Origin of the sequence: Arthrobacter sp. Alg241-R88, from assembly GCF_900537115.1 — a bacterium.
Classification (GTDB): domain Bacteria; phylum Actinomycetota; class Actinomycetes; order Actinomycetales; family Micrococcaceae; genus Arthrobacter.
On the sequence record NZ_UNRG01000001.1, the window covers coordinates 751,168 to 776,628 of the forward strand.

The 25,461-nt window shown below is 62.4% G+C and carries 17 protein-coding genes; 12 read left to right on the forward strand and 5 right to left on the reverse strand.

Annotated elements, in window-relative coordinates:
* Positions 1-19 precede the first annotated feature (19 nt).
* Both G6R19_RS03475 and secA read left to right on the forward strand, forming a co-directional pair.
* Positions 20-1,234, forward strand: coding sequence for a crosslink repair DNA glycosylase YcaQ family protein (locus tag G6R19_RS03475; RefSeq protein ID WP_163162305.1), 1,215 nt, complete (start codon positions 20-22; stop codon positions 1,232-1,234).
* Between the two features lie 100 nt (positions 1,235-1,334).
* Positions 1,335-4,073, forward strand: coding sequence for a preprotein translocase subunit SecA (gene secA / locus G6R19_RS03480; RefSeq protein WP_163162307.1), 2,739 nt, complete (start codon positions 1,335-1,337; stop codon positions 4,071-4,073).
* Positions 4,074-4,203: 130 nt separating this feature from the next.
* Here the strand turns inward: secA and G6R19_RS03485 are convergent, their stop codons facing one another.
* On the reverse strand, positions 4,204-4,542 hold the full coding sequence (locus tag G6R19_RS03485; protein ID WP_240341743.1) for an Rv3235 family protein: 339 nt from the start codon (positions 4,540-4,542) through the stop codon (positions 4,204-4,206).
* A gap of 210 nt (positions 4,543-4,752) precedes the next feature.
* Positions 4,753-5,520 (reverse strand): hypothetical protein, encoded by a 768-nt coding sequence (locus G6R19_RS03490; RefSeq protein ID WP_163162311.1) that lies wholly within the window; start codon positions 5,518-5,520, stop codon positions 4,753-4,755.
* Positions 5,521-5,658: 138 nt separating this feature from the next.
* Between G6R19_RS03490 and G6R19_RS03495 the strand changes: the two genes are divergently transcribed.
* Positions 5,659-6,228 carry a hypothetical protein gene (locus tag G6R19_RS03495; protein ID WP_163162313.1) on the forward strand — a complete coding sequence of 190 codons (570 nt, stop codon included), beginning with the start codon at positions 5,659-5,661 and terminating at the stop codon, positions 6,226-6,228.
* 55 nt (positions 6,229-6,283) lie between these two features.
* Here the strand turns inward: G6R19_RS03495 and G6R19_RS03500 are convergent, their stop codons facing one another.
* Positions 6,284-6,499 (reverse strand): helix-turn-helix domain-containing protein, encoded by a 216-nt coding sequence (locus tag G6R19_RS03500; protein ID WP_163162315.1) that lies wholly within the window; start codon positions 6,497-6,499, stop codon positions 6,284-6,286.
* A gap of 157 nt (positions 6,500-6,656) precedes the next feature.
* Here G6R19_RS03500 and G6R19_RS03505 point away from each other — a divergent pair, with 157 nt between their 5' ends.
* From G6R19_RS03505 to G6R19_RS03520, 4 genes are read left to right on the forward strand one after another with little or no spacing between them, the layout of a single operon-like run.
* Complete coding sequence (locus G6R19_RS03505; RefSeq protein WP_163162317.1) at positions 6,657-7,301, forward strand: hypothetical protein; 645 nt, start codon at positions 6,657-6,659, stop codon at positions 7,299-7,301.
* Positions 7,298-8,605, forward strand: a complete 1,308-nt coding sequence (locus tag G6R19_RS03510) for a P-loop NTPase (protein ID WP_163162319.1) — start codon at positions 7,298-7,300, stop codon at positions 8,603-8,605. The genes G6R19_RS03505 and G6R19_RS03510 overlap by 4 nt, the downstream gene beginning before the upstream one ends.
* A 57-nt stretch (positions 8,606-8,662) precedes the next feature.
* On the forward strand, positions 8,663-13,516 hold the full coding sequence (locus G6R19_RS03515; RefSeq protein ID WP_163162321.1) for an NAD-glutamate dehydrogenase: 4,854 nt from the start codon (positions 8,663-8,665) through the stop codon (positions 13,514-13,516).
* A 28-nt stretch (positions 13,517-13,544) separates the two neighbouring features.
* Positions 13,545-15,011, forward strand: a complete 1,467-nt coding sequence (locus G6R19_RS03520; protein WP_163162323.1) for a PAS domain-containing sensor histidine kinase — start codon at positions 13,545-13,547, stop codon at positions 15,009-15,011.
* An 87-nt stretch (positions 15,012-15,098) separates the two neighbouring features.
* Here the strand turns inward: G6R19_RS03520 and G6R19_RS03525 are convergent, their stop codons facing one another.
* Positions 15,099-15,347 (reverse strand): WhiB family transcriptional regulator, encoded by a 249-nt coding sequence (locus G6R19_RS03525; RefSeq protein WP_015937605.1) that lies wholly within the window; start codon positions 15,345-15,347, stop codon positions 15,099-15,101.
* Positions 15,348-15,685: 338 nt separating this feature from the next.
* Here G6R19_RS03525 and G6R19_RS03530 point away from each other — a divergent pair, with 338 nt between their 5' ends.
* Complete coding sequence (locus tag G6R19_RS03530) at positions 15,686-16,060, forward strand: hypothetical protein (RefSeq protein WP_240341759.1); 375 nt, start codon at positions 15,686-15,688, stop codon at positions 16,058-16,060.
* Between the two features lie 98 nt (positions 16,061-16,158).
* Here the strand turns inward: G6R19_RS03530 and G6R19_RS03535 are convergent, their stop codons facing one another.
* On the reverse strand, positions 16,159-20,280 hold the full coding sequence (locus G6R19_RS03535; RefSeq protein ID WP_163162325.1) for an FtsK/SpoIIIE domain-containing protein: 4,122 nt from the start codon (positions 20,278-20,280) through the stop codon (positions 16,159-16,161).
* Positions 20,281-20,542: 262 nt separating this feature from the next.
* Here G6R19_RS03535 and glf point away from each other — a divergent pair, with 262 nt between their 5' ends.
* The 4 genes from glf to G6R19_RS03555 are packed head-to-tail and all read left to right on the forward strand — an operon-like array spanning position 20,543 to position 25,345.
* Entirely contained in the window at positions 20,543-21,730 is a 1,188-nt protein-coding gene (gene glf, locus G6R19_RS03540) for a UDP-galactopyranose mutase (RefSeq protein WP_163162327.1), read from the forward strand.
* Positions 21,727-23,718 (forward strand): glycosyltransferase, encoded by a 1,992-nt coding sequence (locus G6R19_RS03545; protein WP_163162329.1) that lies wholly within the window; start codon positions 21,727-21,729, stop codon positions 23,716-23,718. The genes glf and G6R19_RS03545 overlap by 4 nt, the downstream gene beginning before the upstream one ends.
* A complete protein-coding gene (locus G6R19_RS03550; protein ID WP_163162331.1) occupies positions 23,719-24,588 on the forward strand; it encodes an ABC transporter permease in 870 nt (289 codons plus the stop codon).
* Between the two features lies 1 nt (position 24,589).
* Positions 24,590-25,345, forward strand: coding sequence for an ABC transporter ATP-binding protein (locus G6R19_RS03555; RefSeq protein ID WP_163162339.1), 756 nt, complete (start codon positions 24,590-24,592; stop codon positions 25,343-25,345).
* Positions 25,346-25,461 lie beyond the last annotated feature (116 nt).

Sequence of the window (25,461 nt, forward strand, 5' to 3'; positions counted from 1 at the left end):
ATCCACAGAGAGGACTGATGTGCCAGCGACGCTGAGCCTGGACCAGGCCCGGCGGATCGCTCTGGCAGCACAGGGACTCGACAAAGGACGGCCCACCGGCCCCGTGACATCACGGACGGTGGGCCGCACCTTTGCCCGGCTCCAGCTCGTCCAGATAGATTCCGTCAATGTTCTCGCCCGGAGCCACTTCCTCCCCTTCTTCTCCCGGCTGGGAAACTACGACCGCAGCATCCTCCAGCGGATGTCAGGCACCCATCCGCGGCGCATGGTGGAGTACTGGGCCCATGAAGCCAGCTATATCCGCCCCGAGCACTTTCCCGACCTACGCCTCTGGCAGAAAAGGGCATGGGTGGGCGCCGCCGGGATGGACCCGGCTGCGCGGTCCACCATCGCCGCCAGGATCCTGGAAACGCTCGCGTCCGCACGCCCGATGACTGCTGCCGAGATCGCGGCGAGGATCGGTCACGTCGAGGAAAAACAGGCGGTCAATTGGGGTTGGAACTGGAGTGCCGTCAAGCGGGTACTGGAACACCTGTTTGAGGAGGGCCTGGTTTCGGCGGCTTCCAGGACTGAACAGTTTGAGCGCAAGTACACCCTGACCAGCAGGGTGCTGCCGGGGGTGCCCATAGCAGGGCAGCGGGAACTCGATTGCACGCCTGCGTTGCACCGCCTCATCGATGCCGCGGCCCAGGCCCACGGCATCGGAACCGTGCGGTGTTTTGCGGACTACTTCCGCACCCCGGTCAAGGCCGCGGCGGCGTCCGTGGAACATTTGGTGGATTCCGGAAGGCTGGAGCGGGTGACTGTCGCCGGCTGGAACCGCGACGTGTTCCGGCACGTGGAGGCCACCCTTCCACGCAAGGCGGCCGGCCGGGCACTGCTGAGTCCGTTCGACTCCCTGGTTTTTGAACGCCGCCGGCTGGAAGAACTGTTCGGCTTCCACTACCGGATCGAGATCTACACACCGGAGCACAAGAGGCGTTATGGGTATTACGTGCTTCCCTTCCTCCTCAGGGACCGGATTGTCGCGCGGGTGGACCTCAAAGCTGACCGCACAGGCGGGAAACTCTTGGCCAAGTCCGCGTTCGCCGAGCCCGGCGCCCCGGAGGACACCGCCGTCGAACTCGCCGCCGAGCTCCGGTTGATGGCGGACTGGCTGGGACTTCCTGATGTGGAGGTGGGTTGCCGCGGCGATTTGGCGGGGGCGCTCGCCAGGGCCGTTGCCGGCTTGTAGCCCGTATCCGCTCTGAGGGAACAAACGGGCCCCGGGGCGGTGACTCTCCCGTAGACTAAAAACGCCAGAATCGGCGGCATAAGACTGGGAGCATCTTCACGTGGCATCACTTATCGAAAAACTTCTCCGCACCGGTGACAAAAAAACCCTCCGGCAGCTGCGGAACTATGCCGACTCCATCAATGCCCTGGAAGATTCGTTCAAGACCTTCACGGATGCCGAACTCCGCGAGGAAACGGACCGGCTGCGCGAACGCCACCAGGACGGGGAGAAGCTTGATGACCTGCTTCCCGAGGCCTTTGCCGCGGTCCGGGAAGCGGCCTCACGGACCTTGGGCATGCGCCATTTCGACGTTCAGCTGATGGGTGGCGCAGCCCTGCACCTGGGCAACATCGCGGAAATGAAGACCGGTGAAGGCAAGACACTGGTGGCAACTGCTCCTGCCTACCTCAATGCCCTCACCGGCAAAGGCGTCCACGTCATCACCGTCAATGACTACCTGGCCGAGTACCAGTCCGACCTCATGGGCCGCGTTTACCGTTTCCTCGGCCTGACCAGCGGCTGCATCCTTGCCAACCAGGATCCGGCCGTGCGGCGCCACCAGTACGCCTCGGACATCACCTACGGCACCAACAATGAGTTCGGCTTTGACTACCTCCGCGACAACATGGCCTGGGACAAATCCGAACTGGTCCAGCGCGGGCACAACTTCGCCATCGTCGATGAAGTCGACTCCATCCTCATCGATGAAGCCCGTACCCCGCTCATCATTTCCGGTCCCGCCCAGGGCGACACCAACCGCTGGTACAGCGAATTCGCCAAGGTGGTCCTGCGGCTCCAGCCGGAAAAGGACTACGAAGTCGACGAAAAGAAGCGCACCGTCGGTGTCCTGGAAAGCGGCATCGAAAAGGTTGAGGACTACCTCGGCATCCAGAACCTCTACGAATCCGCCAACACGCCCCTCATCGGGTTCCTCAACAACGCCATCAAGGCCAAGGAACTGTTCAAGCGGGACAAGGATTACGTCATCCTCGACGGCGAGGTCCTGATCGTCGATGAGCACACCGGCCGTATCCTTGCCGGCCGCCGCTACAACGAGGGGATGCACCAGGCCATCGAGGCCAAAGAAGGCGTGGAGATCAAGGCGGAGAACCAGACTCTGGCTACCGTAACGCTGCAGAACTACTTCCGTATGTACAGCAAACTCTCGGGCATGACCGGTACTGCCGAGACCGAAGCAGCGGAATTCATGGGCACGTACAAGCTTGGTGTGGTTGCCATTCCCACCAACCGCGACATGCAGCGGATCGACCAGTCGGACCTGGTCTTCAAGAACGAGGCCGTCAAGTTCGACGCCGTCGTGAAGGATATTGCCGAACGGCACGAAAAGGGCCAGCCGGTCCTGGTGGGCACCACAAGCGTGGAAAAGAGCGAATACCTGTCCCGGCTCCTTGCCAAGGAAGGAATCCGCCACGAAGTCCTGAACGCGAAGAACCACGCACGGGAAGCAGCCATCGTGGCGCAGGCAGGCCGGAAGGGTGCCGTCACCGTGGCAACCAACATGGCCGGCCGCGGTACTGACATCATGCTCGGCGGCAATGCTGAATTCACTGCCGTGGCGGAGCTGGCGAAGCGTGGTCTTGATCCGGAAGAGAACTCCGAGGAATACGAATCCGCCTGGCCGGCCGCGCTTGAAGCTGCCAAGCAGTCCGTCAAGGACGAGCACGAGGAAGTTCTGAACCTGGGCGGCCTGTACGTGCTGGGTACCGAACGGCACGAATCGCGCCGCATCGACAACCAGCTGCGTGGCCGTTCCGGCCGGCAGGGCGACCCCGGCGAGTCCCGTTTCTACCTTTCGCTGACCGACGACCTCATGCGGCTCTTCAACTCAGGCGCCGCGGAGCGCCTGATGAATAGTTCAGTGCCGGACGACGTCGCGCTGGAATCAAAGCTCGTCTCCCGTGCCATCGCCTCGGCCCAGGGCCAGGTGGAGGGCCGCAACGCCGAACAGCGCAAGAACGTCCTGAAGTACGACGACGTCCTCAACCGCCAGCGCGAGGCCATCTATGGTGACCGGCGCCGGATCCTTGAAGGCGATGACCTGCACGAAAAGGTGCAGTTCTTTATTGAGGACACCATCACAGCCCTCATCGATGCCGCCACAGCGGAGGGCAACGGCGACGACTGGGACTTCAACCAGCTCTGGACCAACCTCAAGACGCTGTACCCGGTCAGCGTCACGGCCGACGAGATCATCGAGGAAGCCGGCGGCAAGTCTCGGCTTACGGTTGAGTTCCTGAAAGAGGAGTTGCTGTCCGACGCGCGGCTGGTCTACCAGGCGCGGGAAGAGGCCATCGGTTCCGAAAGCATGCGCGAGCTGGAACGCCGCGTGGTCCTGTCAGTGATCGGACGCAAATGGCAGGAACACCTTTACGAGATGGACTACCTCAAGGAGGGTATCGGCCTGCGCGCAATGGCACAGCGTGACCCTCTTGTTGAGTACCAGCGTGAGGGCTTCACCCTGTTCCAAAGCATGATGGAGGCCATCCGGGAGGAAAGCGTAGGCTTCCTCTACAACCTCGAAGTGGAAGTCACTCCTGCCCAGGACGTCGTAGTGGCTGACGATGAAGGAGGACACACCGAGCACGTTGAGCCGCAGGTGCGGGCCGCCGGACTGGAAGCGCCAGCCCAGCCTGCCCAGCTGCAGTACACTGCTCCCCGCGAGGATGGCGGCACCCAGACCCGGGTGGAAACCCGGTCCTCCGGCCGCTCAGGAAATCCCGCCAAGGCTGCGGCCCAGGATGCGGCCAGGCGATCTGCAAAGAAGAAAAAGCGCTGACACGCTCGTTGCGAAAAAACTGATAGTCGAATGACGGGCAGGGCCGGGGCATCGTTCCCCGGCCCTGCTCCCGTCTGGCCTTCAATCTGCATGAGCTCGTAACCGCCCTGATTTCGCTGCTGTAAGCCCGTCAGCCGATGACAAGCTCAGTCACCCGCCACACCTGCTTGCCCCGCTCCAGCCGGATGGCCACAGCCCGCGCGCGGACATCGTCCACCACAACGGCGCTGGCTTCATAAATGCCTTCCGCCACTTCGCAAACACGGACCGAGCGGACGACGGAATTCCGATGCAGCCGCGCCAGGGCGGGGTTGCCCGTACGGGTGATTTCGCGCCGGATCAGGCAGGCACGGTGCTGCAAGGCTGCGAGGCAGCGGGGATCAAGCCGCCGGGCCAGCTGGTGGACAGGGCGGATACCCGCAAGCACTTCCATGGCAGCCTGGACTGTGCCGCGGGTGACCGCACGCACCTCTGATAACTCATCAGCCGGACGCAAGACTGGAGACGTCCCGGCCTGGCCGGGTGGGAGAATCCTGGCCGGAGCCTGTGGTGGAATTTGCCGGATTGTCGGACTGCCCGCCCTTCCTGGTGCTTCGACGGCTCGAATAGGTATTGCTGCGGTCATTGCTTTCCCCTTGCTGGTGGCTGGAATTATGGATTGCTTGAAGGCTGTCCGGCGCTATGCCGCGGAGGGCGGCTGAAGTATTTGTCCCGGGAGCAGCACGTCGGGATTCTGCCCGATGATGGCGCGGTTGGCCTCGTACCACCGGGGCCATTGCATGGCGATATCTACGTCCGAGGCCCCCGGTCCCATCGCCTGCGCGGCGATGTCCCACAGTGTGTCTCCCGCCAGGACAGCCACGGCGCCCGCTTCGGTTTTTGCCTCCTCAACTGCGCGTACTGCAGGAGCAGCCAGCAGCCCAGGGCCGGCCACCGGGGCAGCCGGCCGCCAGCCCGGGTCCATGTCTGATGGGGGAGGTGCGGGGTGCTCCGAACGTTGCTTCACTGATAGCGGCCCGGCGCTTGCAGCCGCTGCAACACGGTCCTGCGTGGGAGTCCACTCCGGTCCGGGCAGCATCACGCCTGCATGCGCAGCCGGACCGGACATCAGCTGAACCGAAAGCGCAGCAAGAACGAGCCGCTGCATTAGTGCCGGCGACAGCTTCCGGGTCACTGCCGCCGCCCGGATCCTGCCGTTGCGCTCCAGAAGAGCGGTGGCTCCCGAGAAGACAAAGGCAAGGCACCACCAGCCAACCAGGACGGCCCCGCCGGCCGCCGCGCCTGCGCCAAGCAGGTGCTCCGGGTGCAGCCCCTGCTGCCGGGCGGAGGACTGCTGCCATTGGTCCAGAATCCCGGAACCCGCAGCATAAAGAAGGACACCCAGCAGCAGTATGGCTGCCGCGGTGATGGCGTCGGTGGTTCGCCCGGACTCTGCTGGTTGGGTCATCGGTTTCCTTTTGATGCACTTTGATGCTGTTTGACATTGATAGAGCCAGTTTGCGGTCGTTGTCTTCCTTTGTCCAGACGTTGGAGAGAAAAATCCTCGTTCATTGACCTGGCGAGGTGTGGGCCCTACGCTGGCCGGATGCGCTGGGATGCACTCTTTACTGACCTCGAAAGCCAATTTGCAGAGGCGGAACGGCTGGCCCTTGATGCCGAAGTCAATGAACGGGCGCGGGCGGAGATGGTGGGTCTGGAACTGGCCGACCGGTTGCGGGCGGTTCTGGGCTGCAGGCTAACGGTCCACCTGGCTGCGGGGGAGTCTTTTTCCGGCACGCTCTCACACGCCGGCGGGGAGGCATTGGTGCTGGATGAAGGACAGCACCAGCTACTCATTCCCTACGCGGCGGCGGTGCGCTATGTGGGCCTGGGCCGGCTGTCACTGGCTGAAACGTCCTCTGTGCGCCGGGGGATCGGGCTGGCTAGTGCCCTCCGCGGGCTGGCCCGGGACCGCGCCGAACTGTCGGTCATCATCGGGAACGCCGGCGGAGTGGGCCGGCTTGCAGGAGTCATCGACCGGGTGGGAAAGGACTATGTCGACCTTGCTGTCCTCACTCCCGGCGAGGTGCGCCGCGGCAACCACGTCAATCAGATCGCAACCATTCCCTTCACCGCCCTGGCTGCGATCAGGTCACGGCGGACCAGTGAGCTCTAGATGCTGGGCCCCGGACTGCACCGGCACGTGAAGCCGGAGCGTCCGGTGAGGGGGGTCAGACTGACTTCGACTTGGATTCCTGGATCATGCGGCTTGCTTCGGCGTACCGTTCCTCGATGTACTGCTCAAGCATCCTTTCTTCGACCCGCCACTGGCCCCGGCCGCCAACCTGGATAGCCTTGAGCTCACCGCTCCGGACCAGCGCGTAGGCAGCCGGAGAATTAATCTGAAGCTGCTCGGCGACGTCTGCAAGTGTAAGAAACCTGGGCATACAACCATTTTGCCATTGGGACGCGTAGTTTGCTGCTGTTATCCACAATTTGATCCTGTTTGCACTTTTGACTTTTGTTCCAGCGTCAGTGCCGCAACAATGAGGAGGAGTCGGGACACAGCGGGCAGTCCCGGTGCATATAGGGGGAGAAACGGTAATGGTTCCTGAGTCATCTGCCACGGCGGCAAGGCTGAAACGGCCTTCATGGAAGGACCCACGCTTGCTGGTAGGTGTTCTCCTTGTACTGGCATCCGTGGCAGGCGTCGTCTTCCTGGTGGGAAGCGCCGACCGGACCACGGAGGTCTACGCGGCCCGCGACGGCATAGCGGTGGGTGAAAAGCTGACACCGGAGAACGTCGTTCGGGCCAAGGTCAGGCTGGGCGAGACGGAAGCGCACTACATTACCGCCAAGTCAGGCCTGCCGGACAACGTAGTTGCGGTGCAAAGGATTGGCAAGGACCAACTCGTTCCCAGGGCAAGCCTCGGAGCAGTGGACGAACTGGACCGCAAGCCAGTTGCCTTGACTATCGGGGAGCCCCTTCCAGCGCAGGCCGTGGCAGGCGCCAGGGTCGATGTCTGGGTGGCCCAGCCAGATGCCCGCAACGGCTTCAGCGAACCGAAGCTTCTCCTCCCTGGCGCAGAAATTGCGGAAGTAACGGCCGGTTCCACAGCCCTGGGGTCGTCCCGGAACACGGTGTTGATGGTGCTGGTGGAAGATAGCCAGATGCCCGGCCTGCTTGGGGCACAGGCGAATGAAGCAAAGATCTCGGTGGTCTGGAATCCCGGTGGCGGTGCCCGATGAGCATTCCCGTCGTCACGGTCGGGCAGAGCCGTGAGGATCTGGTCGGCGGGCTGGAGCGCCTGCACGGACCTGTCACAGTGGTCCGAAGATGCGCGGAACTGCCAGAATTGCTGGCCGCGTGCCAAAGTGGACTGGCGAGGGCAGCGGTTGTTGCCGAGGGTTCCGAGGGCCTGACCGCTTCCCTGGTGGACCGGCTTGGAGCGGTCGGTGTGGCCGTCATTGCGTTGACCGATTCGGCTGATGAAGCCGCAAGACTGCGGGGGATAGGAGTGGCTTCCGCCCTGACCGGCGTCGAATCTGCGGTTCTGTCAGACAGGATTGCGGAGGCAGTAGCCCAAGTGACCGGTGGCAGACCCCGGGTAACCCACTCGAGCAGTGCCGCTGACACAGGCGCTGCCCTTAGCCCTGTACCGGCGGAACCACTGAACAGCCAAGAAGAGCCAGGGTTGGGGCGGATCATCGCGGTATGGGGCCCTGCCGGAGCGCCGGGACGAACAGTCGTTGCGGCGAACATCGCCGGCGAACTGGCCGCCGAAGGAAAGTCCGTTATCCTCGTCGACGCCGACAGTTATGGTGCGAGCATAGCCGCTGTGCTGGGCCTGATGGATGAGTCTGCCGGCCTGGCACAAGCGTGCAGGCTCGCTGACCAGGGGCTGCTGGACGCGGACGCGCTAAGGAGGGTGGCCACGCCGGTTGCCACGAAACTCGGTTCTTTCCGGGTCCTCACCGGAATCACCCGCGCGGACCGGTGGACGGAGCTCCGGGCATCCGCCCTTGCCATCGTCCTGGAACGAGCGAAACAGATTGCCGAAGTGATTGTCGTGGACACCGGATTCTGCCTTGAGGCTGACGAGGAGCTGAGCTTTGACACCATGGCTCCCCGCAGAAACGCGGCTACGCTGCGCTCCCTGGAACTCGCTGACACTGTTTACGCTGTCGGTGCCGCGGATCCTGTCGGAGTGCCAAGGCTCGTACGGGGTTTGGCCGAGCTTGAGACCGCCGTTCCACAGGCAGCACCCATTGTCGTGATGAACAGGGTCCGGGCCTCCTCGGTGGGCAGGGGCCCCGAGCGGCAGTTACGGGACGCATGGGAAAGGTTCGGTCCGGCGTCGGAACTTAAGGCTTTCCTTCCGGAGGACAACGCGGCGGCAGACGCAGCACTACTGGGAGGGTCACTCCTGTTGGAAGTGGCACCTGATTCGCCCCTTCGCCGAGCCATTGCAGAACTTGTTTGTGCACCCGTCCAGCAAAAATCCAAAACCTCTGTGTTTTCTTCCACAGCAGGGCGCAAACTAAAAGACTAGGCTCGCCGTAAGAGCTGCAAGGAAGCAGCGAGAATCTTGTGATGGAGGCGTGTGTCGATGTCGTCTGGATCCAGCGTGGAGGATCAGCCCCTTTCGATCGAAGGCCATGAGGGCTTTATCGGGGACTACTATCAGCACCTAGCCGAAGAGGACGCGCGGAGTTATCCGGGAGACGTACTGACCGCACGTGCGGAAGCGCACCGGGACGCTGCGTCGGTGCGGAAACCGGGCCATGCAAACATTTCCATCGTTGATGAGGAAGACAGCAGCGTGGTCTTCGTGGTTACCGACGACATGCCCTTCCTCGTTGACTCGGTCAACGCTGAACTGGTCCGGCAGCACGCAGCCATCAGGCTGGTGGTCCACCCGCTTTTTGTGGCCACCCGCAACAAGGAAACCGGGGCCCTGGTCAAGGTCAACAAGGTTCCCTCCCACCTCGGCATCTCCAGCGGCGACACCGCTGCCATGCCCAACCTGTCCCACCTCATTGCCCAGGGCGAAAACTCCTCGCATATGGAGTCATGGATCGCCGTCGAAATAAACCGCGTATCCGACGAAGCAAAAGCAGCACTGCTGGAAGGCCTGCAGCGGGTACTGAGCGACGTCCGGGCGGCGGTTGAAGACTGGCCCCATATGCGCCAAAAGGCGCTGCAGATCGCCGAGAGCCTGGACAAGGTCGCAAACCCGGCGCAGATCGCTGAGCTCAGGCAGGCTCAGGACCTCCTGCACTGGCTTGACGACGGAAACTTCACCTTCCTCGGCTACCGCGAATACGACCTGGTCAACGTGGGCGGGGAAGATGTCCTGGAACTGCGGGAAGACAGCGGTCTGGGACTGCTGCGCGCAGCCGCTGACTCCCCGCACATCCAGCACCTCACGGATACAGGCCGGAAAAAGGCGCGCGAAAAGCGCGCCCTCGTCATCACCAAGGCCAATTCCCGCTCCACGGTCCACCGGGCGGCATACCTCGACTACATTGGCGTCAAGAGTTTTGACTCTGCAGGCAACGTCAATGGGGAACGGCGCTTCATCGGTCTCTTTGCCACCAGCGCCTACACCGGCTCTGTTCGTAACATCCCCATCGTCCGGGAAAAGGTCGACGCGGTCCTGAGGAGCGCGGGCTTTCCGCCGGATTCCCACTCCGGAAAGGACCTGCTGGGAATCCTGGAGACCTATCCGAGGGATGAACTCTTCCAAATTGAGGTTCCGGACCTCGCATCCACCGCACTCGGCATCCAAAAGCTGCAGGAGCGCAGGCGCACCCGGCTTTTCCTGCGGCCAGACATCTACGGCCGGTTTATGTCCGCCGTCGTCTACCTTCCCAGGGACAGGTACACCACCAACGTCCGGCTCCGCATCGAGCAGGAACTGCGCGAGACGTTCCAGGCTGTGTCCATCGACTATGAGGCGCGCATGACCGAGTCGGCGCTCGCCCGGCTGTTCTTCCGTATCCGCCTGCCCAAGGGTGCCGACGTCAGCAACGTCAACGCCGAGGAATTGGAAAAACGGCTGGTGCGTGCCGCCCGCTCGTGGAGCGAAGGCATCGCAGAAGTCCTGCGCGAAGGGCGGGATGTTGCAGAGGCCAAGGAGCTGGCAGCCATCTGGTCGGAGGCCTTCCCTGCAAGCTACCGCGTGGATTACGAAGTTGAGGATGCGCTTGAAGACATCGCCCGCTTCGAGAAATACGGCGCGGCGGCGGAGCGGACTGCCGGTGCCAAGCAGGAACGGCCGGGCGTGCATGTCTACCTCCCGGAGGGGGCGGGGGCAACGCTGGAGGAAGACGCCCGCGTCAAGCTCTACATGCTGGAGCCCAAGAGCCTGAGCCAGATCCTGCCCTTCTTCCATAATCTTGGCCTCGAGGTGCTGGACGAGCGGCCGTTCGAGATCGAAACTGCCGACCGAAGGGATTTCTTCCTCTACGACCTGGGGTTGAAGTACCCGGCGGGAGTTGATCCTGTGTCGACGGGCCAGCTGCTGGCTGATTCCTTCTCCGCTGCCGTTACCGGCGCCGCTGAATCGGATGCCTTTGACCGGCTGGTCCTGCGCGAGGGACTGCAGTGGCGCCAGATCACGGTGCTGCGCGCATACGCCCGCTATATGCGCCAGATGGGCAATGCCAACTCCTTCGGTTTTATGGCGGACACCCTGCTGGCGAATCCGGAAGTGACCAAGGGACTGAGCGCGCTCTTCGCCGCCCGCTTCGATCCTTCCCTCAACGATGAAGCACGCCTGGAAGCGCAAACTTCCGTGCGCGAAGAATTGGCAGCGGCCATCGAAAAGGTGGCCACGCTCGACGCCGACAGGGTACTGCGGACCTTCCTGAACCTGATCGAGTCCACGCTCCGGACCAACTTTTACCAGTACAAGCCGCACCTCAGCTTCAAACTCGATCCGGCCCGGATTGAGGGGCTGCCCTTCCCCCGTCCCATGTTCGAAATCTGGGTCTATGCACCCCGCGTCGAGGGTGTCCACCTCCGCTTCGGCAAGGTTGCCCGCGGCGGGCTGCGCTGGTCCGACCGCCGCGAGGATTTCCGCACCGAAGTCCTGGGCCTGGTCAAGGCACAGACTGTAAAAAACGCCGTCATCGTGCCCACCGGGGCCAAGGGCGGTTTCTTCGCCAAACAGCTTCCCGACCCCACAGTTGACCGGTCTGCCTGGATGGCCGAAGGCGTTGAAAGCTACAAAACCTTTATCCGCGGCCTTCTCGACATCACTGACAACCTCGTTACGGAGGGTGACGGCGAAAGGCTGGTGCCGCCGTCGGACGTTATAAGGCACGACGACGACGATTCCTACCTCGTGGTGGCGGCTGACAAGGGAACCGCGACCTTCTCCGACATCGCGAACGGGCTGGCCAAGGAATACGGGTTCTGGCTCGGCGACGCGTTCGCTTCCGGTGGGTCCGTGGGCTACGACCACAAGGCAATGGGCATTACGGCCCGGGGTGCCTGGGAATCCGTGAAGCGTCACTTCAGCGAGCTTGACCTGGACACGCAGACCGAGCCGTTCACCGTGGTGGGAGTGGGTGATATGTCCGGCGACGTGTTCGGCAACGGCATGCTCCTCTCGCGCCACATCCGGCTGCTCGCGGCCTTCGATCACCGCCATATCTTCCTGGACCCCAACCCGGACGAAGAAACCTCCTTTGTGGAGCGGCAGCGGTTGTTCGAGCTGCCGAGGTCATCGTGGGACGACTACAACAAGTCCCTCATCAGCGAAGGCGGCGGAGTGTTCCCCCGCCAGGCAAAGTCGATTCCCGTGTCCGCCCAGGTACGCGCCGCCCTGGGGCTGCCCGCGGAAACAACGGAACTCAGCCCGCCGGAACTCCTGCGCGCCATCCTGTTGGCTCCGGCTGACCTCCTCTACAACGGCGGCATCGGAACCTACGTCAAGGCGAGCACCGAGTCCAATGCTTCCGTGGGGGACAAAGCCAACGACGCCATCCGCGTTGACGGCAGGGACCTGCGCGTCAAGGTGGTGGGCGAGGGCGGAAACCTGGGCATGACGCAGCGCGGCCGCATCGAAGCCGCCTTGCAGGGGGTCATCCTCAACACCGATGCCATCGACAACTCTGCCGGAGTTGACTGCTCCGACCACGAGGTCAACATCAAGATTTTTGTGGACCGGATGGTCGCCGCCGGGAAGTTGAGTGCCGAAGAGCGTGCAGGCTTCCTTGCGTCGATGACCGATGAGGTGGGCCGGCTGGTACTCGAAGACAACATCGACCAGAACATCCTGCTGCTGAACGACCGCACCCGCGTGGCCGAGTGGAGCCCGAGCTACGAACGGCTGATGGACTGGCTGGAAAAGAAGGCTGACCTAAACCGTGATCTGGAGGCGCTTCCCACCACGGAGGTGCTGAGGGAGCGGCTGCAGCAGGGCCAGGGCCTGACTTCCCCGGAGCTGTCCGTCCTGGCGGCCTACGCCAAGATCGAGCTGACCTCCGCATTGCGCGACAGCGACCTTGCTGACGACCCCTGGTTCAGGAAGACGCTGCGGGCATACTTCCCGGAGCAGCTGCGTGAACGGTTTGACGCGGAGCTGGACACCCATCCGCTGCGGCGCGAAATCATCGCAACCATTGTGGCTAACGACATGATCAACATGGGCGGCATTACGTTCGCTTTCCGGACCATGGAAGAAACCTCGGCCTCGGAAGTGGCTGTCGCCAAAGCGTTCGTTGCCCTGAGGGAGGTTTACGAGCTCGACGTGATGGTCGAGGAACTGAACAGCCTGCCGGCGTCGTTCCCCACCGAGCACTGGAGCACTGTCCACCTTGACATCCGGCGGCTGCTGGACCGGGCTGTCCGCTGGCTGCTGGGGCAGGGCAGCGTCTCACGGCCGATTGCCGACGTCGTGGGTGAATTCAAGCCCCTCATGGATCCCATGCGTGCCCGCCTGCTCGACTACCTGCGCGGCGATGACCGGGACAGGGTAGCGGGCTGGCTGGAGAAAGCGCGCGAATGGGAGCTGCCGGAAGGACTGGCCTTGAGGTGGGCGGAGCTCTTCGAGAGCTTTGTCCTGCTGGACATCGCAAAGATCGCCCGCGTCCGGAAGGATCCCGTAGAGGAGATTGCGGCCGTCTACTACACCGTCTTCAACCGGTTCCACGCGGACTCCCTGCTGGAGCGCATCAGCAGCCTGCCGCGGCAGGACAGGTGGCAGGCGCTTGCCAGGGCGGCCCTGCGCGATGACTTGTATTCCACCATCTCGGACATGACGACGGCGGTGCTGGACGCCACCGATGCTGCGGACTCGCCGGAGGAGCGGCTGAAGGATTGGGAGGCCCGGAACGCGGAGCAGTTGGGCAGGGCGAAGAGCATGTTTGATGAGGTCAATGCCCTCGAAGCCGACGACATGGCTTCACTGTCGGTAGCATTGAGGCTCTTGAGGTCAATCGTTCGACGCTAGCAAGTCCGGCGTCGCAAATGGAGGTGCAGTGGCAATCTTTACGGACCCTATCAGGGAACATGCTGATTTCGGGCCGGGGGATGCCGAATGGCTGCACCTCCTGGTGGGGGACTGGCAAATGGTCGCGGACCTGGCGTTCGCAGACCTGGCGCTCTGGTTCCCCCACCCGGACCATGGGTACGTGGCGCTGGCGCACGTCCGGCCCTCCACCACGCATACGGTGTTCCACGGCGACTTCGTGGGGGAACCCATCCGCTCGGATCTCCAACCCCTCGTGGACAAGGCCTGGAACAGCCGCTCCATTGAACGCTCCAGTGAAACCAACTGGAGCAGTGACATGGCGTTGCGGGTCGAGGCGGTACCTATGGTCCGGAACGGCCGCACCCTTGCCGTTGTCACCACCCACATGGACCTGTCGAGCTCGCGGATGCCGTCCCGGCTGGAGCTGACGTACCGGCAGTGCGCTTATGACCTTCTGCGGATGGGCACCCTTGGGTTGTGGCCTGACTTCGCCTCTCCCACTGGTTCCCGCCGCGGAGCCCCCCGTGTGGGGGACGGGTTGATCAGGCTCGACGCCGAGGGCATCGTCCAGTATGCCAGCCCCAACGGTGTCTCGGCTTTCCGGCGCCTCGGCGACGGTGAATCCCTGGAGGGCCGCTCGCTGGCCGAGGTTACTGCGAGCCTGCTCAAGGACCGCCGCATGGTGGACGAGACCTTGCCCCTGGTGGTTACGGGCCGGATGCCCTGGCGCAGCGAAATTGAATCCCGTGGGGTGAGCCTGTCCCTGCGGGCGATCCCGCTGCGTGATGAGCAGCAGCGCTTCGGTGCGCTGGTCCTTTGCCGCGATGTGTCCGAACTGCGGCGGCGCGAGATGGAGCTCGTGACCAAGGACGCCACCATCCGCGAAATCCACCATCGGGTTAAAAACAATTTGCAGACCGTTGCAGCGCTGCTGCGCATGCAGTCCCGCCGCATGGTCAGCGACGAGGCGAAACAGGGACTCGAGCAGGCGATGCGCCGGGTGGCCACCATCGCGCTGGTCCACGAAACCCTGTCCCAGGGCCTGACGCAGAGCGTGGACTTCGACGAGCTGATCGGGCGGCAGTTCCGGCTGTCCGCAGAAGTAGCCTCGCCATCGCAGCAGGTCAGGACCGAGCGCTCCGGTTTGTTCGGCGAACTGCCCAGTGACTTCGCCACTCCGCTGGCGCTGGTCATCAATGAACTGGTCACCAACGCCGTTGAGCATGGCCTTGAGGGGCGTACCGGCACCGTATGGCTGCTGGCTGACCGGTCCGAGGGGGACGACGGCGAGGAGCTGACCGTCACCATTGCCGACGACGGTGTGGGCCTGCCCGACACACCCCACGTTGAGGGCCTGGGGCTGCAGATCGTGCGCACCCTGGTGACCAGCGAACTCGGCGGCACTATCCAGTGGCAGCCGCGTGAGGGCGGCGGTACCGCCGTTCAGATCCGGCTCAGCCTGGCCGCGAAGTAGGACATCAAAAAGGCCCTGGCGGCAACCTCGCAGGTTGCGGCCAGGGCCTTTTAAGTGTTTTAGCTTGCGCCTAAGTACCCGATGGAATCAGGAAGCCCGGCGGGCGCGCGCTGCCCGGCGCTTCAGGGCGCGGCGCTCGTCTTCGCTCATGCCGCCCCAGACACCGGCATCCTGGCCCGACTCGAGGGCCCACTGCAGGCAGGTGTCCACTACCGGGCACCGACGGCAGACGCTTTTCGCTTCCTCAATCTGCAGGAGCGCCGGGCCTGTGTTCCCTACGGGGAAGAACAGTTCCGGGTCCTTTTCGAGGCACGCTGCGCGGTTACGCCAATCCATGCTGATCAGTTGCTCCATTTCTGGGAAAAGCCCTTGTGAAATTATTCACTAGTAGCTACAAAGGAAAGGGGCCCGGCAGGGCCCCGTTGGTCATCTGAGTCAAGCCTGTCATGTTAACGCTGTGTAAACAAGGGGTAATAAGGCTTGAAATCCCGGGAACGCTGAGCGATACGTCACAGTGGCGGTACTTGCCCTCACCACTGTCCGACTATGTCCGGTAGGGTGCCAGTGTGTCAAGACCCCCTGTATACCCCACTGACCCGCCGAACCCGTCAGAAGGCCCAGACGCGGAGCAGCCGGCGGGCGGCACCCGCCCGGCACGACCGGCTGCTGTCTTCGTGGTGGCGCTGATAGTGGCGACGGAAGCGACGGCCCTGCTGGCGGCTGCTGCGTGGTACGGCTACCAGTTGGCAGCGGGCAGCCCGGTTCTTTCTTTTTGGGGCGCAGTTTTCACCCTTGCGCTGCTCCTGGCTTTTTCGGCCTGGCTCTATTCAGTGGCGGTGTTTCTTTACCGGGGATACCGGTGGACCAGGGCTGCCGCGCTGGTGGCCCAGTTGTTCGTTCTGACCATCGGATTCCCCACGTTGACTGGTGGTCTTCCTTTGGCTGGCATGGTGATGCTGATTCCTGCGGCCACGGCCATCGTGCTGCTGTTCCACAACAAAGTCATCAGTTTCGCCTCCCGCACCGGAAGCTCGACGCCGGCCCTCTGAGTGCCCGCACCGGGTTACCTTTTTCTGGTCTAGCCGCTGCCCCACATTCCTTCTGACCTCGGTTCGCCGCAGTTGTGGTTGACCGCTGATCCGGCGCATCAGGCCTCGCCCTCGGATCCGGGCGCAGCCCAGCCCACCTGGATGGACCGCGCGAGGCCTTGCGAGATGAAGATCCCCCTGCCCGGTGGTGCACTGGCCTCCACCTCGAACCGGACGCCGAAGAGATCGCCGTCAGACAGGGAACGTGGTGCCAGCAGGAGGCCGGTGCCCGCCGAACGGGAGCACATGATCAGCGGCACGCGTTGCAGGAGCATTGGACTGTAGGTCGCCGTGAGGACCACTGGGTGCCCCAAGGCATTGAAAGCCGACAAGTCCCGGATGGCTTCGGCGGGGAGAAGGTCGGCGTCATCGACCAGCGCCACCGTACCCTTTGATGTTTCTCCTGCTGCCGCAGTGGCAAGCGATTGCTCCCAGAAGTCGCGGAGATCCGTGCCTTCTTTGGGATACAGCCACTGGCGGCCTTCGGAATTCATGAGCGGCAGGGCGCTTATGAAGTTGCTTTTCCCGGCGCCCGGACCGCCCAGGACAGTAAACACCCCTGCCGCCTGAAGCCGGCAGGAGGTTGGCTCTAGTTCATCACCGCCAATGCCAATGAGGATGTCCTGCAGTGTGGTGCTACCCGGAGCGCGTGGTGGTTCGCCCGGCTCCGTCAGGTCCTGTGCGCCTAGACCGGAACGTGTCATGTCCCGTATTTTCAAGGCTGGCACCAACGCGGGAAGTCGATCGATGCGGAAGGGCCGTTTGGAAAGCCGGCTCTCCGAGCTCCCCACGCTCTCCGGGCCGGTCACCCTCTCAATGCCTTCTTGGCCGTTCACCCCCTTAACCCCCTCGTGGCCGCCGGCCGCCGCCCTTGAATCCAAGCGCGGCTGGTTGTACAGCTGGCAAACGGCAGGCACTTCTCCGGACATCGGACCGAACACCACGGCGCGCCCCTTAAGCTCCGCAGTGGCCGGCATTCGTGGCCATGCAATGCGGCTGTCCGCGTTGGAACCGGTGGGGAAGTAGACCCGGTTGGGAAATGCCGACAGTGCCCGGGAATTGACGAGTTCGCGATCGCCGGCGGCAGTCACGACAATTCCTGCCTGCCCGCCATCACGGGCAAGGTCCTGGACGAGATCTTCAGCCCAGGCCAAAGGCCCGGCCCGGAAGGCCGAAACCCAGGATCCCCATCCGGAGATGACGAGTACCAAGGGCACTTCGCCATGGCCGCCACCTTGGCCCAACCGGCGTGCCAGCTCCTGTTTGAGGCGCTCGAGCACGCGGACGGCCCGCCGCAGCTCATGCAGGCCCGCATGTGCGCCAATGGCGGGGTGCGTGGCCAAGGTCAGGAAAGTACCACCCGCATCAAGGATGTAGCAGTGTGCTTCGACCGGGTTGAGGAGCAACTGCATTACAGCCAGTTCGAGCGCTTCGGTGGCACCGGAAGACGGCGCACCGATAAGGGCCAAGTGACCGTCTGCGGCCGGATTCCACACAAGGGGCACCAGTCTCTGCTGGTCCGGCAGGTCCAACAGTCCGAGCTCAATCGCCCAATCCTGGTTCCCGTGGCTACCTGGTGGAGATGCCGAAGTGGTCTCGGGAGGGGCTGGCAGGTTCGAAGGGAGGGGAGGGGCGACCGGTAGCCTCGGGGCCCGTCCCTTCCGCTCACACCACAGGTTCCGCACCAGATTTACCAGCGGGGCTGCTGCCTGGGCAGGTGTTTGCCCGGCCGGGAGGCGACCTTCAGGCCCGCCCCTCTCGGCTGATGCAAGGCAGTCCGCGGCGAGCTCCACCTTAACGGCACCCGCAGGGCGGGAACCACCATTATGGATTGGAGCTAGGGAAGCAGTCTGGAATTCCTGGGGAGCCTCCGTACCGCGAGCCAGGAAGGCGCGTCCCGGCGCGTCAATGCTGATGCCGGCGGCCGCTTTGGAACTGATGATGTCTGTGGACTCCATCTCCGATTGCACCCTCAGGGCAATGCTTGAGGTGACGTTCGCCCGGATGTCTGCTGTGAGGGCCCCCTGCGGCCGTTGGGTGGCCATGACCAGATGAATTCCAAGCGAGCGCCCGATTGCCGCGATCCGCAGCAGTTCGCGGAGTACTTCCGGGGCATCATCCACGAGCATGCGGAACTCATCAATGACGACGACCAAATGGGGGAGGGGGAAGTTCTCCGAAGCGCCGGAGGACCGGTAGGCAGCGAGGTCCGGCACTCGGGCTGCAGCCAGCGCTTCCTCGCGCAGCCGGATTTCCGCGCGGAGAGAGATGAGGGTGCGTTCGAGTTCGTGCGCGGACAAGTCGGTTAGCAGCCCGACGCAGTGGACCAGTTCCGTGAGGGGACCGAGCCCGGCGCCGCCTTTGAAATCGACGAAGAGGAAATTGACCCGGTCGGGTGGATGGCTGAGGGCCAAAGCCAAGGTAAGGGTCCGGAGCAATTCAGACTTGCCGGAGCCGGTTGTGCCCGCGACCAGGAGGTGGGGGCCGTCGGCCTGGAGGTCCAGGATACGCACTCCCGTGGCGCTGAGCCCCAGCGGAACGTGCAGGCCGTGGTTGCGGGTGCTGGCTTTCCATCGTGCAGCAGTGTGGTGCGGAGAGAGCGACAGCACCTCCGGGAGTGAGCACACTTCGGGGACAGCCGGCTCCTCGGCATCCCGCCGCTCCTGATGGACGGCCAGCTGTCTGCAGAAACTCAGGAATACGTCTTCGCGTGCCAGATCCGGGACGAATGCAATGTCACCGGCCGCGAGCCGCAGGAGGGATTTCCGCTCGGTAAGTTCCACATCCCAGGTGCCGGCACTTTCTGCAGTCGAAAACTGGAGGACCTGCCAGCCGAGTGCCGCCGCACTTTCGGCAATAGTGCCGCGGTCATCCTCCGCGTTGGAAGATGCCAGCAGCAGGACTACGCCGTGTTGGTAGCCACGCCCGAAGCCCGCGCTAAGAATGGGGAGGATGTCGGCCGCGGAAGCGGTGAGAGTGACGCTTGGCAGGTATCGGGCAGCCAAGGGCAAGCGGCCTGCTTGGCCGCAAATGACGATTCGTGTGCCATGGCCCCTGGGGTAACCCGCCAACTGCATCAGGAGGGATCGGATGATGCCGTCAGCCACGTGGTCTGACCCGCGGAATGTTGTGGGCCTCGCCGGGTCCAAGGTCACGGGAACCGCGTCCAGGCAGGGAAGGCCCACCGACGTAGCGGCGGGCTCTACTTTCACATTGGCTGGCTGCGGAGCCTCCCCCAGCCGCAGCCAAACCCTGTCCTCGCCGGAGGAAACAGCGGTGATGCCCTGGTTCTGGCTGACAGCCAGGGCCAGGAGTGCCAGGGACGGGCCGGACCGTCGTCGTCGTTGCCGGTCTTCTTCCACGGCGGCTGCAATGGCTTTTCTCAGCTCGCGGCGCTGGCGCCGTTCTGAGGCGAGGGGGACAAGGACGGACACTGCCGAGACGGCGGCAAAGGCGAGGAACATCCACAATCCGGTGAGCACGGCGAGTCCTATTCCGATCAGCAGGGGAAGAACTGCCGTCAACAGGAGCAAAGCCCTGTTGGCCGTGTCCGCACGTCCCGGGACAGTGAGGGGCCGCTGGGTGGAAGTCCCGGCGTCGGCCAGCGTCTTGGCAGCCAGGTCCACAAAAACCAGCGACATCGTTGTGTTGCCGCACCGGATGCTCGACTCGGTGGAGACGACGGCGTTGCGGATCCGTTTGCCGTCGACGTGGATGCCGTTGGCGCTGTCCAGGTCAATGATCATGATGTCCGTCTCGGCGACAACGAGGCGGGCGTGTTCGCGGGAAAGTTCGGGGTCGGGGATCACGATGCGGGTTCCGCTCCGCCCGATGGTGTAGGAGCCTCGCCGCAGGGGCACCACGGTGCCCGCCCCGACGCCGGTGTGCACTGCCAGGGCGAGCGGGGCGTCTTCACCAGGCATCCGTCGTCGTGCCTTCAGAGCGTTGCGGTGGCAAGCCCCATCCACAAGGATGGCACCGTTCACCAGTGGGGCCGTTCCCACGCTCATGGAATCGATGTCTTTGCCCTGGATGGAGATCGGACCAGTTCCGAACCTTTGGATCAGTCGGACACGGATGTCCTCGCCGGTGGTCCCTTCGGGCGCATCGATAGTGAGTTCGAGTGGTGATTCCTGCAGCCCGGACCCCGGGCTGCGGACGAGCGTGCAATGGAGTTTCATCGGTACGGATCCTCACGGCCTTTCAACCCACGCTAGTGAGCGGAACGCCGCGCGGGTTCACCGAGTTTCCGTATGTGGACAACTCCGTGCGCGCCCCCGCGGTGAGGAACGCTACAAACTGCGACCCGAGTTTGCGGTCCTGGGCAATCTCCTGGCGGGCTGGATGAGCGCTTGATTCGACGGGCGCCGCAGTGCCTCGGGTAGGCTAGAGCAGCAGACTTTGGACGACAATGTGCTGCCCGCATACGACACTGGAGATTTTGTGACCGCTGACCTCGTCATCGTAGGGTCCGGCTTTTTTGGCCTGACAATCGCAGAACAGGCCGCTACCGAGCTCGGCTTGAAGGTCGTCGTCATCGACCGCCGCCACCACATCGGCGGCAATGCTTACAGCGAAAAGGAAGAACAGACAGGTATCGAGGTACACCGCTATGGTGCCCACCTGTTCCACACGTCCAACGAGCGTGTGTGGGAGTACGTCAACCGGTTCACTACCTTCACCAACTACGTTCACAAGGTATACGGCGTGCACAAGGGCGAGGTCTACTCCCTGCCGATTAATCTGGCCACCATCAACCAGTTTTTCCGGGCCAACCTCACGCCAGGCCAGGCCCGCGATCTCATCCAGGAGCAGGCTGGCGAGCTTGCCGGAACCGACCCGCAGAACCTCAACGACAAGGGCATCCAACTGATTGGCCGCCCGCTGTACGAAGCTTTCATCAAGCACTACACGGGCAAGCAGTGGCAGACGGATCCCAAGGACCTGCCCGCTGGCATCATCTCCCGGCTCCCTGTGCGCTACAACTACGACAACCGGTACTTCAATGACAAGTACGAGGGCCTGCCGACCAACGGTTACACAGCGTGGATCGAAAAGATGGCAGAACACCCGAATATTGAAGTGCGGCTGAATACCGATTTCTTTGACGAGTCGCACGAGTTCAGCAAGAACAAGGTTGTGGGCACTATCCCTGTCGTGTACACCGGTGCGGTTGACCGCTACTTCGACTACGCAGAGGGCGACCTCTCGTGGCGCACCATTGACTTCGAGGAAGAAGTGCTCGATATCGAGGACTTCCAGGGCACGTCAGTTGTGAATTACAACGACGACGACGTCCCCTACACCCGCGTCATTGAACCCCGCCACTTCCACCCGGAGCGCGACTACCAGACGGAGAAGACCGTCATCATGCGTGAATTCTCACGCTTCGCAGAGAAGGGCGACGAGCCCTACTATCCGGTCAACACGTCAGCCGACCGGGAACGTCTGCTCAAGTACCGCGATCTGGCTGCTACCGAGAAGAACGTCCTCTTCGGCGGCCGTCTGGGCACGTACAAATACCTGGATATGCATATGGCCATCGGTTCTGCACTAAGCATGTTCGACAACAAAATCAGGCCGCACTTCGAAACCGGCGAAAAACTTGAAAGTGGAGGAGTGGACGCATGAGCGAGCAAAGGGAAAGCACCAGCTGGGCACCAATTCAGCGCATCATCCTGCCCTCGCCGGACCAGCCGGACACTGTGTCCCTCTATGTGGATGCCGGATCCGCCAGTGGAATCCGGCTTCGCGAAAATGATGAATTTGCCCGTACACCCAAGTTGCTTGAAGACAAGCTGCACATGTCCAGCTCGGAGAGCCGCGAGGCGCACTTCGAAGATCTTTTGTCCCGTCACTCGATGCGTGTCCGTTCAGGTGAACAGATCTCCTTTGGCACCTACTTCAACGCGTTCCCGGCAAGTTACTGGCGGCGCTGGACCTCCGTGCGCGACGTGCGCCTCGTAATTCAGACAACAGGAACCGGGACCGTTACTGTCTACAAGTCCAACGCCCGCGGCTCTGTGCAGCGCGTCGATGGCAAACACGTCGACGGCACAGCCACCTCAATTTTCGAACTGACGCTGAAGCCGTTCGGGGACGGCGGCTGGTACTGGTTTGACTTGGCGGCAAGCTCCGGCGATCTCGTTATGGAAAATGGGCATTGGGAAGCTTTGGACCGCTCCCGGCCGAAGGGCCAAGTGACCCTGCAGATCACCACCATGAATAAACCTGAATTCTGCCTTAATAACGCCCGAATCCTCGCGGAAAACCTTGACGTGTTGGACAACGTCAAAGAGATCCTGATTGTGGACCAGGGAACGTCGAAGGTCGAACACCAGGAGCACTTCGAAGCTGTTAGGGAATCACTGGGCGGCAAGCTAAGGGTGATAAACCAGGCCAACCTCGGGGGATCAGGCGGATTCGCGCGGGGGATGTATGAGTCGGTGGAAAACGGCAGCGACTACGTACTTCTGCTCGATGACGACATCGTCGTGGAGCCCGAGAGCATTGTCCGGCTGCTGACCTTCGCTGACCACTGCCGTAAACCGACCATCGTCGGCGGCCATATGTTCGACCTCTACAACCGCAGTGTCCTGCATACCTTCGGAGAGGTTGTGGATCCGTTCCGAATCGTGCCGGCGCTTCCGCACGCGGATATGGAAACCAGACACGACTTCAGCGTCACGAATCTTCGCCAGACCCCTTGGCTGCACCGCCGCGTGGATGTGGACTACAACGGATGGTGGATGTGTCTGATCCCAACAACCGTGATTAAGGAAATCGGCCTATCCCTTCCACTCTTCATTAAATGGGACGACGCCGAGTATGGACTTCGCGCGAGGGAGGCCGGGTTCGCTACCGTGTCACTCCCCGGTGCTGCCGTTTGGCACGTTTCCTGGATTGACAAGGATGACCTGGTGGGCTGGCAGGCCTACTTCCACGCGAGGAACCGGCTGATCACCACGCTGATCCATAGTCCGTATCCAAAGGGTGGCCGTGTTTTGCGGGAGTCAGTGCAGGCCGATGTGAAGCATCTTGTGTCCATGCAGTACTTCACCGAGCACGGGCGGATCGAAGCGCTCCGGGACCTCCTCAAGGGGCCCGAAGGCCTTCACAAAGTCCTTGCCACAAAACTGCCGGAGATCAACATGTTGAAGTCCGAGTATCCGGACGCTCAGTTGAAGGACGACGTGGACGACTTCCCTGCGCCGAAGATCGGCCGAGGACCAATGGGCGGCACCGTCGTGGGGATGCCCAGCAAGAAGGAACTGATTCCCTGGGGGATAAAGACGGTTGCCCGGCAGCTGATCAAAGCTCCCGGGCCGGAGAGCGCCGAGCGCCCTCAAGGATATTTGGCCCACCGGGATAACCGATGGTTCCGGGTGGCCCACTACGACAGCGTTGTGGTGTCCAACGCCGAAGGAACGGGTGCTTCCTGGTACCAGCGGGACCCGAAGAAGCTCAAATCAATGCTTGCCGAGGCGACACTGCTGCATGCCAAGCTACTGCGCGAGTGGGACAAGCTCGCCGACCAGTATCGGCGGGCTGTACCGGAAATTAGCTCCTTCGACGCCTGGAAAAAAACGTTCGAAGCGAACGCGAAGGACGACGCCTAGATGGCCGGTCAATCCGACCAGCTGGTAAAACCTGGAAGCGGACGAGGACTTCTCGACGTCTACGGGGATAGGTTCCTGCTCAAGCTGCTGGTGCGCAAGGAAATCAAGGTGCGCTACCGCGGCTCGGTACTGGGCCTGTTGTGGTCCTACGTCAAGCCGTTGGTGCAGTTCCTCATCTATTTCGTTGCACTGGGCATTTTCCTGAACCTTCAGCGTGGCACTCCCAACTACGCTATCTATTTGTTTGCCGGGATTGTTCTGGTGAACTTCTTCACAGAGTCGCTGTCCAACGCAACCCGTTCAATCGTGGACAATCGTGATCTGATTCGGAAGATCTATCTCCCTCGGGAACTGTTTCCCGTGTCCACTGTGTGGGTTTCGGCTGCTCATTTCCTGCCGCAACTTCTGGTGCTGATTGGCGCCTGTCTTGTTGTGGGCTGGACGCCGTCGATCCTGCAACTGGCGGCCGTGGTCCTGATTTTCGGCATGGTCGCAGTTCTTGCCACCGGCCTGGGCCTGATGTTCGGTGCTGTCAACGTATATTTCCGCGATTCCGAAAACATTGTGGATATGATCGTGATGGTCGTGACCTGGGCCTCTCCCGTACTGTACGTCTGGTCGATGGTCGAACGGGTGATGGGACCGTGGTTCTGGGTCTATCAGCTGAACCCCATGACAGTAGCCGTCGAAGTCTTCCACTGGGCGTTTTGGGAACCGACCTTGAAAGCAGATCAGCTGGTCGCCGACACAATGCCGCCCGATCTGCTGACGGTCTGGTTGCCCGTAGCAATGCTGGTGACATTGGCAGTGCTGTTCCTGGGCCAGCTGACGTTCCGCCGCCTTGCCATCCATTTTGCACAGGAGCTTTGAGATGACTTCCCACGGCAACGTGGCCATCAGTTGTGTGGGCCTCAGGAAGCAGTTTGTCCTTCGCCATACGCGGTCGTTGAAGGAAGCCCTTGTCTGGCTCGTTAAGGGCCGCAAGGGGGATCTGTCCAAGAAATTCCTGGCCCTTAAAGACGTCTCCCTTGAAGTGAAACAGGGGGAGACTGTGGCGCTGATGGGCCTGAACGGCTCTGGAAAGTCGACCCTGCTGAAGCTCATTTCCGGAGTCTTGCAGCCCGACGGCGGGACAGTCCGGACGCGGGGCCGGGTGGCCGGACTGATTGAAGTGGGTGCAGGGTTCCACCATGACCTCAGTGGGCGGGACAACGTGTACCTCAATGGCGCCATTCTCGGGATGACTGAGAAACAGATCGATAACATGTTTGATTCCATCGTCGAATTCTCGGAGATTGGCGAGTTCATCGACACGGAAGTCAAGTTCTATTCGTCTGGAATGTATCTCCGGCTCGCTTTCTCCATTGCAGTACATACCGATCCGGAAGTGTTCCTGATCGACGAAATTCTTGCTGTCGGCGACGAACCCTTCCAACGGAAGTGCATCGCAAAAATCAAGGAACTGGCCGATTTGGGCAAGACCCTGTTTGTGGTCAGCCATGATCTGGACCTGGTCGCAACTGTCTGTGAGCGAGGCGTCCTCCTGGAGCACGGCCAAGTCATCATGGACGGAGATGTGCACGACGTGGTTTCGGAACTGCGCCGCCGGTCACTCACCGAGACCTAGCAACAGAAGCCGGTGAATTAGCGTTACCAGGTTTCCTGGCCGGCACCTCAGTATCAGTATCTGTCCCAAATCTCCCGAGAGTGGTGTTCCGTGTCCTGGTGGCAATCATTGCCAAT

Excerpts from the sequence above, each read along its gene's own strand:
- G6R19_RS03550 (WP_163162331.1), top strand. The coding sequence starts at position 23,719 with ATGGCCGGTCAATCCGACCAGCTGGTAAAACCTGGAAGCGGACGAGGA.
- G6R19_RS03555 (WP_163162339.1), top strand. The coding sequence starts at position 24,590 with ATGACTTCCCACGGCAACGTGGCCATCAGTTGTGTGGGCCTCAGGAAG.
- G6R19_RS03495 (WP_163162313.1), top strand. The coding sequence starts at position 5,659 with ATGCGCTGGGATGCACTCTTTACTGACCTCGAAAGCCAATTTGCAGAG.
- G6R19_RS03525 (WP_015937605.1), bottom strand. The coding sequence starts at position 15,347 with ATGGATTGGCGTAACCGCGCAGCGTGCCTCGAAAAGGACCCGGAACTG.
- G6R19_RS03505 (WP_163162317.1), top strand. The coding sequence starts at position 6,657 with ATGGTTCCTGAGTCATCTGCCACGGCGGCAAGGCTGAAACGGCCTTCA.
- G6R19_RS03490 (WP_163162311.1), bottom strand. The coding sequence starts at position 5,520 with ATGACCCAACCAGCAGAGTCCGGGCGAACCACCGACGCCATCACCGCG.
- G6R19_RS03535 (WP_163162325.1), bottom strand. The coding sequence starts at position 20,280 with ATGAAACTCCATTGCACGCTCGTCCGCAGCCCGGGGTCCGGGCTGCAG.
- G6R19_RS03510 (WP_163162319.1), top strand. The coding sequence starts at position 7,298 with ATGAGCATTCCCGTCGTCACGGTCGGGCAGAGCCGTGAGGATCTGGTC.
- G6R19_RS03515 (WP_163162321.1), top strand. The coding sequence starts at position 8,663 with ATGTCGTCTGGATCCAGCGTGGAGGATCAGCCCCTTTCGATCGAAGGC.
- G6R19_RS03500 (WP_163162315.1), bottom strand. The coding sequence starts at position 6,499 with ATGCCCAGGTTTCTTACACTTGCAGACGTCGCCGAGCAGCTTCAGATT.
- G6R19_RS03545 (WP_163162329.1), top strand. The coding sequence starts at position 21,727 with ATGAGCGAGCAAAGGGAAAGCACCAGCTGGGCACCAATTCAGCGCATC.